Annotated in this window: 13 protein-coding genes, 1 other RNA gene and 1 pseudogene; 3 read left to right on the top strand and 12 right to left on the bottom strand. The window is 68.8% G+C overall.

Going from position 1 to position 13,585, the window contains the following annotated elements; genetic code table 11:
* Positions 1-61: 61 nt before the first annotated feature.
* The 7 genes from E0504_RS12135 to E0504_RS12105 form a co-directional block, all read right to left on the bottom strand.
* Positions 62-334: a hypothetical protein gene (locus E0504_RS12135; protein WP_131624364.1), complete on the bottom strand. Its 273-nt coding sequence runs from the start codon at positions 332-334 to the stop codon at positions 62-64.
* A gap of 82 nt (positions 335-416) precedes the next feature.
* Positions 417-758: a YbaB/EbfC family nucleoid-associated protein gene (locus E0504_RS12130; RefSeq protein WP_131624362.1), complete on the bottom strand. Its 342-nt coding sequence runs from the start codon at positions 756-758 to the stop codon at positions 417-419.
* Positions 755-2,560, bottom strand: a complete 1,806-nt coding sequence (locus E0504_RS12125) for a DNA polymerase III subunit gamma/tau (protein WP_131624360.1) — start codon at positions 2,558-2,560, stop codon at positions 755-757. Before E0504_RS12125 ends, E0504_RS12130 begins: the two co-directional genes overlap by 4 nt.
* Before the next feature lie 43 nt (positions 2,561-2,603).
* An RNA gene (ffs, locus tag E0504_RS12120) (signal recognition particle sRNA small type) lies at positions 2,604-2,698 on the bottom strand.
* Between the two features lie 171 nt (positions 2,699-2,869).
* Positions 2,870-3,148 (bottom strand): ETC complex I subunit, encoded by a 279-nt coding sequence (locus E0504_RS12115; RefSeq protein WP_131624358.1) that lies wholly within the window; start codon positions 3,146-3,148, stop codon positions 2,870-2,872.
* An 18-nt stretch (positions 3,149-3,166) separates the two neighbouring features.
* Positions 3,167-5,620 (bottom strand): ATP-dependent helicase HrpB, encoded by a 2,454-nt coding sequence (gene hrpB / locus E0504_RS12110; RefSeq protein WP_131624356.1) that lies wholly within the window; start codon positions 5,618-5,620, stop codon positions 3,167-3,169.
* 108 nt (positions 5,621-5,728) lie between these two features.
* A complete protein-coding gene (locus tag E0504_RS12105) occupies positions 5,729-6,748 on the bottom strand; it encodes a polyprenyl synthetase family protein (RefSeq protein WP_131624354.1) in 1,020 nt (339 codons plus the stop codon).
* A 67-nt stretch (positions 6,749-6,815) separates the two neighbouring features.
* Between E0504_RS12105 and E0504_RS12100 the strand changes: the two genes are divergently transcribed.
* The gene (locus E0504_RS12100; protein ID WP_131624571.1) at positions 6,816-7,106 is read left to right on the top strand and encodes a chorismate mutase; all 291 of its coding nucleotides are present in this window, start codon (positions 6,816-6,818) and stop codon (positions 7,104-7,106) included.
* A gap of 24 nt (positions 7,107-7,130) precedes the next feature.
* Here the strand turns inward: E0504_RS12100 and E0504_RS12095 are convergent, their stop codons facing one another.
* The 4 genes from E0504_RS12095 to E0504_RS12080 all read right to left on the bottom strand — a co-directional run bounded on the left by E0504_RS12095 (position 7,131) and on the right by E0504_RS12080 (position 10,428).
* The gene (locus tag E0504_RS12095) at positions 7,131-8,444 is read right to left on the bottom strand and encodes a sensor histidine kinase (RefSeq protein ID WP_373693894.1); all 1,314 of its coding nucleotides are present in this window, start codon (positions 8,442-8,444) and stop codon (positions 7,131-7,133) included.
* A 94-nt stretch (positions 8,445-8,538) separates the two neighbouring features.
* Positions 8,539-9,219, bottom strand: a complete 681-nt coding sequence (locus E0504_RS12090) for a response regulator transcription factor (RefSeq protein ID WP_131624350.1) — start codon at positions 9,217-9,219, stop codon at positions 8,539-8,541.
* 95 nt (positions 9,220-9,314) lie between these two features.
* Positions 9,315-9,638: a PepSY domain-containing protein gene (locus E0504_RS12085; protein ID WP_131624348.1), complete on the bottom strand. Its 324-nt coding sequence runs from the start codon at positions 9,636-9,638 to the stop codon at positions 9,315-9,317.
* Positions 9,639-9,720: 82 nt separating this feature from the next.
* Positions 9,721-10,428, bottom strand: a complete 708-nt coding sequence (locus E0504_RS12080) for an SIMPL domain-containing protein (RefSeq protein ID WP_207912502.1) — start codon at positions 10,426-10,428, stop codon at positions 9,721-9,723.
* A 105-nt stretch (positions 10,429-10,533) separates the two neighbouring features.
* On the opposite strand from E0504_RS12080, the gene E0504_RS12075 reads away from it, so the two are divergent.
* Together E0504_RS12075 and E0504_RS12070 are read left to right on the top strand one after the other, a co-directional pair.
* The gene (locus E0504_RS12075; protein WP_131624346.1) at positions 10,534-12,351 is read left to right on the top strand and encodes an ABC-F family ATP-binding cassette domain-containing protein; all 1,818 of its coding nucleotides are present in this window, start codon (positions 10,534-10,536) and stop codon (positions 12,349-12,351) included.
* Positions 12,352-12,391: 40 nt separating this feature from the next.
* Complete coding sequence (locus E0504_RS12070; protein WP_131624344.1) at positions 12,392-13,081, top strand: CDP-alcohol phosphatidyltransferase family protein; 690 nt, start codon at positions 12,392-12,394, stop codon at positions 13,079-13,081.
* Here E0504_RS12070 and E0504_RS54195 read toward each other — a convergent pair.
* Positions 13,066-13,540: pseudogene (locus E0504_RS54195) on the bottom strand (DUF6456 domain-containing protein). The gene E0504_RS12070 and the pseudogene E0504_RS54195 overlap by 16 nt on opposite strands.
* Positions 13,541-13,585 lie beyond the last annotated feature (45 nt).

Genomic DNA, 13,585 nt, shown 5'->3' with positions numbered 1-13,585 from the left:
CGGATATGGGAGCTGGCGCGCGGGCGCGCAACGGGCGCAGGCACCGCTGCGCACAGTCGCATCAGAACTCGAACGAGATCACCGTGCCCCTGGCATTGCGCACGGTCCGCACGGAGTAGGGCGGCGAACCCTCGCGCCCGGGTCCGGCCCGCTGCGGGTTCCGTGCACAGTCGATCGCGAAGCTGGGCCCCGCGCTGTTGCTCGCCGGCACGGAGCGCGCCGCGCAAAACGGCTCAATCTTGAGGGAGACGTTGATCGTGGCGCGCTCTTCCGCTGCCAGCACAGGAGCGGCGGCGGCGAAGACGGGGCCGATCAGCAGAAAGAAGCGCGCCACGCGGCAGGGCTATGCCGCCGGGCATCAACAGCCTGCTGACCAGGGCCTCCGTATCAACCCCTAGGCGCGGGGCCGCTTCCGCTCAGCTGAAGCCGGGGATTTCCAGTCCCGGGGGCAGTCCCATGCCCGACTGGATCTTCTGCATCTCGTCGTTGGCCACCCGGTCCGCCTTGCCGCGCGCATCGTTGAACGCGGCGGTGACGAGGTCTTCCAGCATCGTCTTTTCTTCCGGCACGATCAGGCTGTCGTCGATCGACACGCCTAGGATGCGGCCCTTGGCGGTGCAGCGGATCTTGACCAGGCCGCCGCCCGATACGCCTTCGACCTCAAGCGCGTCGAGCTTGGCCTGGGCGTCGCCCATCTGCTGCTGGATCGTTTCAGCCGCTTTCTGCGCGGCGGCCAGCATCTCTTCCATCGATTTCATGCGCGACTTCTCCATGGGGGTATGCCGGCGGCGCCTTCTTCAGGCACCAGTTCGGCGTCGGGGAATGCGGCGAAGGCGGCTTCAACCAGCGGATGCGCGCGCAGCTTCTGCGCGGCGGCATCGCGGTCCATCTGCTCGCGTTCGTAAAGCGTGGGCGCGCCGCCCTCGGCCACGCGCTCGACCTGCCAGCGCTCGCCCGTCAGCTCGAGCAGCGCCTGCCTGAGATCGGGGGCCAGATCGTCACTGAAGCCGGGCGCCAGCGCATACGTCAGCTGGCCCGCGACCACCTCGACCGGGCGCACCTGCATCTTGAGCTGCGAGGCGAGCTGCAGGCGGCCGATCTTGTTCTCGATGTCATCGACCAACTGCGTCCAGTCGAGCGCGGCGGGTGCCACGGGCGCGGCATCGGCGCCAGCACTTGCAGAGGGCAACGCGGCGGCGCGCGCCGCCATCTCCTCCAGCGATTTCGCCAGCGTGCCCGGGTCGGGCAGATCACTCGCATGGAGGGCGCGGAGCAGCGCCATCTGCGCGGCGACCAGCGGATCGGGCGCGGCCCGCACCTCGTCGTAGCCCTTGAGCAGAAGCTGCCACAGCCGGTGAAGCTGGCCGGGAGAGAGCCGCTCCGCCCACTCGTCGATCACGGCGCGTTCTTCGATGGTGGGCGCATCGGCGCCGCTGCCGCCGACCTGGCACACGGTGATGCGGTTGGTCAGTTCCATCAGGCTGCGCATCAGCGCCATCGGCTCGACGCCGAGCGCGTACTGGTCGGCAAGCGCGGTCAGCAGCCCTTTGGCATCGCCTTCGAGCAGGTGCGTGAAAAGCCGCCGCTGCGCGCTCTTGTCCGCCAGCCCGAGCATGTCGCGCACCCGCTCTGCGGTCACCATCGGTGCGTTGGTCGGCCCCTCGGTGTCGAGGTCGGCGTGGGCGATCGCCTGGTCGAGGATCGACAAGCCGTCGCGCACCGATCCTTCTGCTGCGCCGGCGATCAGGTGCAGCGCTTCGTCCTCCGCCTCGACGCCCTCCTGGCGGCAGATGCTAGCGAAATGCTGCTGAAGCAGCTCGGCGGAGATGCGCCGCAGGTCGAACCGCTGGGTCCGGCTAAGCACGGTGACCGGCAGCTTCTCGACCTCGGTGGTCGCGAACAGGAACTTCACATGCGCGGGGGGTTCCTCAAGAGTCTTGAGCAAGGCGTTGAACGCATTGCGCGACAGCATGTGGACTTCGTCGACGATGTAGATCTTGTAGCGGGCGCTGACTGCCGCGTAGCGGACCGCCTCGATGATCTCGCGCACGTCGTCGACGCCGGTGTTGCTGGCCGCGTCCATCTCGATCACGTCGATGTGGCGCCCTTCGGCGATCGCGCGGCATGGCTCGCACTCTCCGCACGGGTCGATCGTCGGGCCGCCGGTGCCATCGGGGCCGATGCAGTTGAGCGCCTTGGCGATGAGCCGCGCGGTCGAAGTCTTGCCCACGCCGCGCACGCCGGTCATCAGGAAAGCGTGCGCCAGCCGGTCGCGCTTGATCGCATTGGCCAGCGTGCGGACCATCGGTTCCTGCCCGATGAGCTCGCTGAAGGTCTGTGGCCGGTACTTGCGGGCGAGGACGCGATACGGCTGCGCTGCCGGAGAGGGTGCCGGCGCAGCTGCGGGTGCGGGTGCGGGTGCGGGTGCGGGCGTCGGGGCCGGCGCGGGATCGACGAACATCGCGTTCTGGCCCGCCGCCTCCAGCTCCGCCGCACTGGGGGCGCGGTCGGTATCGTCTTCGGGCGGGGTCTCGCCGAACATGTCCCCGGATTCGCTCATGAAGCGAAGCTAGGGATTGAGGGGGCGAAAGTCATCGGATGAATGAGGAGGAGCCGGCCGACCCGCCGCAACCCGTTGTGGCTGCTTCCTTCCGGACCTGACCAGGTTGGCGGACGCAAGCGTCCGACCGACTCCCGGCCGGGCATATGGAGTCTTCGTGGTGTTTTGTCCAGCCGTCCGGCTGGCCACGGTGCCGGCCCAACTCCCCCGCCCGGCCACCCGATACGATACCGTGATGCTATCGGGTGGCCGGGCGGGGGAGTTGGGCTGGATCCGCGCGAGATCATCCGCAGATGACCGGTCCCCGCACTAACGAAAGTTGTCGGCGTAGGCCTGCAGCTTCAGCCGCTTGGGCGGGGTCGGCTGGACCCGCGCAGGGATGCCGTACTTGTCGGCATAGGCGGTCGCTTCTGCCACGCTGGCGAAGGTCAGCACCACCTGGCTCTGGGTGTCGGACCCACCGGCCCAGCCCATCAGCGGATCGGGCCGCTGGGCTTCGGTGCTTTCAAATTCGAGCACCCATTCTGCCGTCCGTGCCTTGCCGGACTGCATCGTGCTTTTGGGACGTTGGTAAATACGTGCTGCCATGGTGGCTTTCGTCCTAGATCAGCTTGGGGAGCGGGAAAAGGCATTCTTGGTCTTGAGGCTGGGCTTTTCCGCCCACGGTTCGTCCGGCCAGCGGTGCCTGGGATAGCGGCCCTTCATATCTTTCTTCACGTCCGCCCAGCTGCCGCGCCAGAAGCCCGGCAGATCGCGGGTGGACTGGAGCGGGCGACCGGCGGGGCTGGTGAGCTTGAGCAGCAGCGGCGTGGTCCCGATCATCGGATGCACTTCCAGCCCGAACAGCGCCTGGACCCGAACCTCGACACTGGGCGCGTCGTCGCCGGCGTAGTCGATCGCATGGCTGGTGCCCGCGGGACTGGTGAATTCGGCCGGGGCATAGCGTTCCAGATCCATCCGCTGCTGGTAGGTCAGCCGGTTGTGCAGCGCCTGGCGGATCGCCGCGGGATCGAGTTTGCGCAGCGAGTTCAACGCCCCGGCGATGTCGCCCAGCCAGCCTTCGGCATCGGCCTTGAGCGCGGGCTCCGACAGCGCCTCGATCCCGGCATACCGCGCCCGGGCGAGCAGGGTGCGGCACGCCGGCGACAGCGGCAGCGCCGCCAGCCCTTCCCGGCGAAAATGGTCGACCAGCAGCGCGGTTACCGCGCCCTGGGCCGCCGACGGGTCGTGCCCGCGCGACAGCACGATGGCACCCAGCCGCCGCTCGCGCACCGGCTCGGCCGCCTCCCGCTCAGCGATCCAGCGGACGTGGCAGCGCTCCTCGATCCGGTGGTCCAGCCAGCGGGTCAGTTCGGTATACGGCAGTTCGATGGCGGCGGTGATCCGCGCTCCTTGCGCCGAGCCTTGCGCGTCGCCGATCGCCAACCATTCAGCGCCCGCGAGGGGGGAGGTCCGCTCAAGGCGGTAAGCGCGCCCGCCGGCGGAGAGCCATTCTTCCGCATCCGGACCCCGCCGCCGCGCCACCCGGTCGGGGAAGCCCTCCGCCAGCAGCACCCCGGCAGTCGGCGCATTGGCAGCGGCGTCTTGGCCGGTCAGCTCCTCGGCGCGGCGCGCCCAGCGGGCGGCGAGCTTGCGCGCTGCGGTGGCGGAGGGCGAGCGGTCGCCCCGCCAGCGGGAAAGGCGCTGGGCCAGGTCCTCACCCCGCCCGCCCAGTCCCCGCTCCTGCAGCAGCAGCGCCAGTTCGGCGCCATCGCGCGCAGCCCCGTTCTGCGCTGCGAACAGCACCATGTGCGCTGGGCCAGGGGCCATCGCCAGTTGCGCCATCGCGCGGCCGTGTGCGGTGATGCGCCCGTCCCCGCCGATCGCGCCCAGGCTCGCCAGGGCACTTCTCGCGGCAGCCGCTGCGGCGGGGGGCGGCGGATCAAGCCACGGCAGGCCCGCCGGATCGGCCGCGCCCCATTGGGCAAGCGCCAGCACCAGTGGCGCAAGGTCGGCGGTCAGCATCTCGGGCGCCTGGAACGCCGGACGGCCAGCGTGCGCGGCGGCTTCCCACAGGCGATAGGCGACCCCCGGCCCCTGCCGCGCCGCGCGGCCGGCGCGCTGGGCGGCGGCGGCCTGGCTCGCCCGGCTGGTGACCAGGTGAGTGGTCCCGGCTGCCTTGTCGAACGCGGCGCCGCGGGCCAGCCCGCTGTCGACCACCACCGACACGCCGTCGAGCGTGAGCGAGGTTTCAGCGATGCTGGTCGCCAGCACGATCCTGCGTCGTCCCTGCGGATCGCGGCGGATTGCGGCGCGCTGGGCGCCCGGCTCGACCTGCCCATGAAGCGGCAGGATCGGCGTATCGGCAAGGCGCAGCTCAAGCCGTTCGCGAACCCGTTCGATCTCCCGCACGCCCGGCAGGAAAGCGAGCAGGTCGCCCGCGGTTTCGCGCCACGCCTGCATGACCGCGTCCGCCATCGCATCCTCGATGCGCTTGGCGGGAGCCGATCCCAGCCACCTGATTTCCAGCGGAAAGGCCTTGCCCGCGCTCTCGATCACCGGCGTGCCGGGGCCGATCAGATCGGCAAAGCGCGCGCCGTCGATGGTCGCGGACATGACCACCACCCGCAGATCCTCGCGCAGCACCGCGCGCGTTTCCAGCGCCAGCGCGAGGCCAAGGTCACCGTCGAGATGCCGTTCGTGCGCTTCATCGAACAGCAGCGCGGAAACGCCAGACAACTCGGCGTCGTCGAGCAGCCGATTGACCAGGATCGCCTCGGTCACGACCAGGATGCGGGTGCGCGCTGACTGCTTGCTGTCGAGCCTGGTGAGGTAGCCGACCGTCTCGCCCGCCTTCTCACCCATCAGCTCCGCCATCCGCTCGGCAGCGGCGCGGGCGGCCACCCGGCGGGGCGAAGTGACGATGACCTGTCCGGTACACCATGGCTGACCGAGCAGCGCGGGCGCTACGGCGGTGGTCTTACCGGCACCGGGGGGAGCGATCAGCACGGCTCCGGTTCGTTCGCGCAGCGCCGCGAGGAGATCGGGCAGCACCGCGTCGATGGGCAGATCGGCGCTCATCGACCTGCCCTACCCACCCTGCCGTTCGAGCGGAAGCTGGGACTGGTTGCGGCGATCACATGCATCGGGGAATGAAGCCCCGCCTTCTCATCGGGGCAACGCAGAGAGTCAGTAACCGCGCGCCACCGCGAACTGCGCGGCCTGGGTCATGGCCCGCCGCGCCGCGCCGTCGGGAAAGATCGATAGCGCATCGATCGCGCGCTGGGCGAAGTGGCGCGCCCGCTCGCGCGTGGCCTCCAGCGCCTGATGCTGCGCGATCAGCCTGGTGGCTTCGGCGAGCGCCTCGTCGCCGCCGCGATGGCCGGCGATGGCCGCCTGCCAGAACTTGCGCTCAGCCTCGCTGCCGCGGGCGTAGGCGAGGATCACCGGCAGGGTCATCTTGCCTTCGCGGAAGTCGTCGCCCCGCGCCTTGCCCATGGTGCTGGCATCGGAATCGTAGTCGATCGCGTCGTCGACCAGCTGGAATGCGATGCCGAGGTTGCGGCCGTAATCGTCGAGCGCCTGCTCGCGCCGGTCATCGCACTCGGCCACAACCGCCGCGATCCGGCTGGCGGCGGCGAACAGCGCGGCGGTCTTGGCGCCGATGATCGCAAGGTAGCGTTCCTCGCTCGTTTCGATCTGGCGCTGGGCGGTCAGCTGGTCGACCTCGCCTTCCGCGATCACCGCGCTGGCGTTGGACAGGATTTTCAGGACCTTGAGGCTGCCGTCCTCGACCATCAGCTCGAACGCGCGGCTGAACAGGAAATCGCCCACCAGCACGGTTGCCGGATTGCCGAAAATGATGTTGGCCGCCGCCTTGCCGCGGCGCAGGTCGCTGCCGTCCACCACATCGTCGTGCAGCAGGGTGGCAGTGTGGATGAATTCGACCGCGGCGGCGAGCTTGTGATGCCGCGCGCCGTTATATCCCACCAGCTCGGCCCCCGCGAGCGTCAGCATGGGCCGCAGCCGCTTGCCCCCGCCTGAGATCAGGTGGCCCGCCAACGCCGGGATCAAGGGGATCTTCGACTGCATGCGGTCGAGGATCACGGCATTGACCGCGTTCATGCCGGGCGCGGTCAGCGCAAGGATGGGGTCGAGGGACGGCGTCTCGCCTGCGTGTCGCTTCAGCGGGACGATGTCGGCGCTCATGGCGGGCGACATGGGGGGCTGGACCACGCTTGGCAAGCCGGGAATCGCCGCTATCGTGCACCGCCAGATGACCGACGCCCCCGATCCCGTGCTGGCCGCTTATCGCAAGAGCATCGACAACTTCGATGCCGCGCTGATCCACATCCTGGCCGAACGGTTCCGCATTACGCAGGCGGTCGGCGAGTACAAGGCACACGCAGAGCTGCCTCCGGCTGATCCAGCGCGCGAGGCGGCGCAGATCCAGCGCCTGCGCACTTTGGCGGAGGAGGCGCAGCTCGATCCCGAATTCAGCGAAAAGTTCATCCGCTTCGTGATCGACGAGGTGATCCGCCATCACGAGCAGGCGCGCGAGGCGTAGCTCCCCGGCCCGTTACCCAGCGCGTTATCCGGCCCTGGGCAGGATCAGCCGGACCAGCAGGCCGCCGAGATCCTCGCTCTCGCCCAGCGTCACCCCGCCGCCATAGATTTCCGCCACATCGCGCACGATCGCGAGGCCAAGGCCGGTGCCAGGCTTGCCGGTGTCGAGCCGCGCCCCGCGCGCGAAGATGCGGCCGCGCTCTTCGTCGGGAATCCCCATGCCGTCGTCCTCTACCCAGATGACGCAGGCGGCGTCTTCCGGCTCGGCATCGACGGTCACGAACACGCTGCCGCCGCCGTACTTTGCGGCATTCTCGATCAGGTTACCGAGGATTTCATCGAGGTCCTGCCGCTCGATGGCGACTTTCGCCTGGCGGTTGCCGTCGAGATCGAAGCGCACTTCGGGATATAGCCGCTCGACCGCGCGGCGGACCGCTTCGGCGCTTTCGCACACCGGCGTCCGCGCGTGGCCGACCGCGCGGCGGCCCACGGCGCGCGCGCGGGCGAGGTGGTGATCGACATGGCGGCGGATCGTGCCCGCCTCGCGGATCACCGTGTCGGCAAGGTCGGGCGACTTGGCGGTGGCCGCGTTGTTGATCACCGTCAGCGGGGTCTTCAGCGCATGCGCGAGATTGCCGGCGTGCGTGCGCGCTTCCTCTGCCTGCTTTTCCGAGTGGGCGAGGAGGGCGTTGAGCTCCTCTACCAGGGGACGCACTTCCTGCGGCAGCGGGTCGGCGACCCGGTTGATGCCGGTGGTGCGCATATGCTGGATGGCGATCCGCACCCGGCGCAAGGGGCTGAGGCCGTACCAGGTCTGCAGCGCCGCCATCAGGAACAGGCCCAGCCCCAGGATCGCGAAGCTCCACACCAGGATCGAGCGGATGCGCTGGATCTGCTCGTCAAGCTGCACGCGTGCCGAAGCGACGGTGAAGGTCCAGCGCGCGTCGCTGAACGGCAGGGTGACGGTACGCTCGATCACGCGCAGCGGCTCATCGGGAAACTGGGCGCTGTCGTAGAAGTGGGGCATCGAATCGACGTGGTCGGGCCGGGTGGCGAGGGTCTTGTCCCACAGCGAGCGTGAGGGATACCCCTCCTGCCCCTGTGCGCTGATCTGGAAATAGAGGCCGCTGTTCGGCTCCAGGAAGCGCGGTTCGCCGATGGTGCGGTTGAAATAAACCTCGCCGTCCGGGCCGATCTCGGCCGATACGAGCATCGAATTCAGCAGGTATTCGAGCTGATCGTCGAAATTGCTTTCCACCAGATTAGTCAGCGTCCGGTCGAGCGCGAAACCGCCACCGACGAGCAGCAGCGCGATCCACCCGAACGCGATCAGCATCATCCGGCGCGCCAGGCTGCCGGTGTGCGGGACGTGCGCCGGCTCCGCGCTCACCGGCGCTCCGGACGCAGGATGGCCCGCGTCCTGGACGGCCGGCTCAGTTGGCGCGCGGCTGGCCGTCGGGATCGTCGAGGCTGTATCCAAGACCGCGGATCGTGGTGATGACATCCGCGCCCAGTTTCTTGCGGATACGGGTGACGAAAACTTCGATCGTGTTGGAATCGCGGTCGAAATCCTGGTCGTAGATGTGTTCGATCAGCTCGGTGCGGCTGACGACCTTGCCCTTGTGATGCATCAGGTACGACAGCAGCTTGTATTCCTGCGCGGTCAGCTTGACCGGCTCCCCGGCGAGAGTCACCCGGCCCGACCGGGTGTCGAGCCGGACCGGCCCCGCGGTCAGTTCACTGGACGTGTTGCCCGAAGCGCGGCGGATCAGCGCCCGCAGCCGGGCGATCAGTTCTTCCGTCTGGAACGGCTTGGCGAGGTAATCGTCGGCCCCGGCATCCAGGCCCGCGACCTTGTCCGACCAGCTGTCGCGCGCGGTCAGGACCAACACCGGGAACTTGCGCCCCTCCTTGCGCCACATGCCGAGCACGGTCAGGCCGTCGATCTCGGGCAGGCCCAGGTCGAGAATCACCGCGTCGTATTCCTCGGTCGCGCCCAGGAAATGACCGTCTTCCCCGTCCGTTGACAGGTCCACGGCATAGCCGGTCTGTTCCAGCGTGGATTTGAGCTGCTTGCCGAGAGTGGGCTCGTCCTCGACGATCAGGATGCGCATGGGCGAGTGATCCCCTGTGTGTTCTATCTTGCCGCCGCGATGTGGGCGCAAGACATGAACGCGTCAACCGAGCGCGCGGTTTCCGAACCGTCGCCTCAGCGGGTGACGCCCAGCACCCGGCCAGTCCGCGCATCGACATCGACGTAGGTCACGTGACCCTTCTGGTCGATGAACTTCAGGCGGTACGCCATCGCGGTCGCGTCGTACGCCGGGCCCAGATACTGCTGCCTGTCCATCGTGGGGACCACGCGGCTTTCAATCTGCCGCAAGCTGAGCACGTTGCCCGCGCGCATTTCCTTGCGCGCTTCGCCCTGGTCATTGCGCTGGGCCAGCGCGGGCGCAGCCGGCGCAAGCAGCGCGGTCACGGCAAGCGCGGGGGCGAGCATAAGGGCGAGAAGGGAGGCGACCGGCTTGTTCATGATGCCGACCTGATTAAAGCCGGTGCATTGAACAACCCGTGAATGTCGCCTCCCCACGCTGTTCAGGTGGACGCTGTCCGACTTAGCGCGTCATCTCGAAGGTCACCGCTACGGTGACCGAGGTGCCGACCAGCCCGGGCTCTACCGGAGTGCTCTTGGCATCCATCGAGGCAGCGCGCGCCTCGGCGTACGGCATCGGCCGGACGGGGTTCACCGCCTCGTCGATCGACAGCAGCCGGACGCCGTTATAGCCCGCCCAGCGCGCGTATTCGGTCGCCTGGGCCTGGGCCTTCCTGAAGGCGGCCTGGCGTGCTTGCGCGCGGGGCGCGGTGTCGTCGTCGATCGAGAAGCTCGGCCCGCCGATGTCGGTCGCGCCCGCCGCCACCAGCGCATCGAGCACCGGTCCGGTCCGCTTCACGTCGCGCAGGGTCACGCTGACGCGGTTCGACGCCTGGTAACCGCGAAACACCTGGCGCTGGGTCTGCTGGTCGTAATCGTACTGCGCGCCGAGATTGATGCCCGTGGTCTGGATGTCGGCCGGGGCGATGCCGAGCGACCTGATCCGCTGCACCACGCGGTCCATCGCGGCGGCGTTCGCACGCATCGCCTCGACCGCGGTCGCCGCCTGCGTGGTCACCCCCGCGCTGACGTCCGCGATATCGGGTTTCGCCTTGACCGTTTCGGTGACCGCAAGCTCCACCACCGGGCCTTGGGAGGTCACCTGAACCTCGGCGGCGGCGGCGGGCATGGCAAGCGATGCGGCGGCAAGCGAAAGCACGGTGCGGATCATTGAGAGGCTCCTTATCATTTCTGAAGGCCTAGCTGGCTCGGCCGCGATTACGCACGGGTGAACCGGCTTGTTCCCCTTCCCCGCCGTCGCTAGGTGCGGCCCCCTATGGCACAGCCACCGATCTTGAGCTGGGAAGGGCTCGGCCTGCAACAGGCCGGGCGCTGGCTGTTCGGTGGGCCGGGCACAGATGGCCTCGACCTGCACATCGGCCCGCGCGACCGGCTGGCGCTGATCGGCCGCAACGGCGCGGGGAAGACGACGCTGTTCCGCCTGATCGACCAGCAGATCGATCCCGACCGCGGCCTGCGCAAGGTGAAGCCCGGCACGCGCATCGTGCTGCTGGAGCAGGATCCGAACCTGACCGGATATGCCACCCTGATGGATTGGGCGCTGGCGGGTGATCAGCCCCCGGCCGCGCACGAGGTGGAGGCGATCGCCGGCCAGCTGGGTATCGACATGACCCGTCCGGCCGACAAGGCGAGCGGCGGCGAGCGGCGGCGCGCCGCCATCGCCCGGGCGCTGGCGCAGGAACCGGACCTGCTGCTGATGGACGAGCCCACCAACCACCTCGATCTGGCCGCGATCGACTGGCTGGAGGACTGGCTCAGCCGCTACACCGGCGCGTTCGTGGTGATCAGCCACGACCGCACGTTCCTCAAGCGCCTGACCAACGCCACGCTGTGGCTCGACCGGGGCGGGCTGCGCCGCAAGGACGTGGGCTTCGGCGGCTACGAGGCGTGGGAAGAACAGGTCTATGCCGAGGAGGCGCGCGCCGCCGAACGGCTCGACGCGCGGCTCAAGCTGGAGGCGCACTGGCTTGAACGCGGGGTGACCGCCCGGCGCAAACGCAACCAGGGGCGGCTGGAGAAGCTGTGGCAGATGCGCGCGCAGCGCGCGGCCATGATCGACCCGCAAGGCGCAGCCAAGCTCAAACTGGCGACCGACGGCGAGTTCAAGTCCAAGTCGGTGATCGTCGCCGACAAGGTGTCCAAGTCGTTCGGTGACCGCCGGATCATCCGCGACCTGACCCTGCGCATCCAGCGCGGCGACCGGATCGGCGTGGTCGGCGCGAACGGCGCGGGCAAGACCACGCTGCTCAAGCTGCTGACCGGCGAGCTGGCACCCGACAGCGGCACGGTCGAGATCTCCAAGCGGCTGACCGGTGTGATGATCGATCAGCAGCGCAGCGTCATGGCGGCGGACAAGACCGTGCGCGACGTGCTGGCCGAAGGCGGCGACTGGATCGACGTGCGCGGGCACCGCACGCACGTGCAGGGATACCTCAAACAGTTCCTGTTCGAACCGGCGATCGTCGATACCAAGGTCGGCATGCTTTCGGGCGGCGAGCGCAGCCGGCTGCTGCTGGCGCGCGAGTTCGCCAAGGCATCGAACCTGTTGGTGCTCGACGAGCCGACCAACGATCTCGATCTCGAAACGCTCGACCTGCTGCAGGAAGTGATCGCCGATTACGAAGGCACCGTGCTGATCGTCAGCCACGATCGCGACTTCCTCGACCGGACAGTGACCGTCACCCTCGGCCTCGACGGCAGCGGCACGGTCGACGTAGTGGCCGGCGGCTACGAGGACTGGGTCGCCAAGCGCAAGGCGCGCAGCACGGCTGCCAAGGCCTCCGCGCGGTCCGAACGCACCCGCGAACCGGCCCCCGCCCCGCCCCAGGCCGCCCGGACGAAGCTGACCTACAAGGACCAGCGCGACTATGAACTCCTGCCCGCGCGGATCGAGGAACTCGACCAGGCGATCGCGCGGGGAGAGGAAATCCTGAGCGATCCGGACCTATTCACCCGCGATCCGCAGCGCTTTGCGACCATCAACCAGGGGCTGGCCAACGCGCGGGCCGAAAAGGACGCCGCCGAGGAGCGCTGGCTCACCCTGGCAGAGATGGTCGAACAGCAAGCGGTATAAAAGCTTGCCCCGGTGACCGTCGCGGGCGCATTGCAGTTTCATGACACGGCCACTCGACCCGGCGCCACCCCGCCGCATCCAGCGCAACCTGCTCGCCAGCGGCGAGAAGCGCCTGCTGGCGTGGCTGTGCCCGCGGCTGCCGGCGTGGGTGACGCCCGATGGCCTGACCGCGCTGGCGCTGCTGTCCGCCGTCGCGATCGGCCTCGGCTATGCGCTGAGCACCTGGAACCCGTGGTGGCTGGCGCTGTCGGTCGCCGGGTACTTCACGCACTGGTTCGGCGATTCGCTCGACGGGACCATCGCGCGTTACCGGCGGGTGGAACGGCCGCGCTACGGCTATTTCATCGACCATAGCTGCGACGGGCTGGCGACCCTGCTGATCCTGGGCGGCCTGGGGGTGAGCCCGTATCTGCAGGTGGAGGTCGCCCTATTCGCGGTCGTCGCCTATCTGCTGATGTCCGTGCATACGTTCCTGCTCGCCAAGGTGGCTGGCGAGTTTCCCCTCTCGCACCTCGGTGCCGGACCGACCGAGTTGCGGATCGTGCTGATCGCGCTGACCGTGATCATGGGGTTCCTGGGCCCGGACGTCGGCCGGGTCGCGGGGTTCAACGGATTCGATATCCTGTTTACCGCGCTGGCCACGCTGCTGGTCGTCCTGTTCATGGTCCAGACCGTTCGCGAAGGCCGGACGCTGGCGGCGCTCGACCGCGGCAGTCAGAAAATCCGGTAGAACCGCGCCACCCGATCGAGCGCGATCCGCAGAACCACCTTGCCGCTGCGCGCCGGCCACGCCAGCGCCCTCTCCGCATCGGGCAATGTCTCCCCGGCACAGACCACCCGCCACAGCACGTCCGACAGCCCTTCGCCGGCGGCGCCGATCGCACCGTCGAAGCGCGCCTTGGCAGCGATCTGCCGCTCGCCCGGGGTCAGGCCGGTGTCCCCCGGTCGACCGGATGCGCACCGGATCCCACCGCATGGTGACACTGGGAGCAAGCTGGGCCCGCTCGTAATCGGCTCGCAGGCGCTCGCCGGCATCGAACAGCCGATCGTCGAGATGGCCGCGCGCGTGGAGCCAAGCGATGGGCGATTCGCCCAGGTTGACTGTCACCGTCCGCCGCTTGTCCTGCGTGGCTCCGGACCGCCGTGGACCTTCCGGCGTGAGTTCGCGTTCGACAAGTTGGCGGCGCATCGGATTCTCCTGGCTGAGAAACGCCGCTTGCCAGAAGGGGTTTGC

Source organism: Parafrankia sp. BMG5.11, from assembly GCF_004337455.1.
This window is presented reverse-complemented; position numbering and strand designations above follow the sequence as displayed.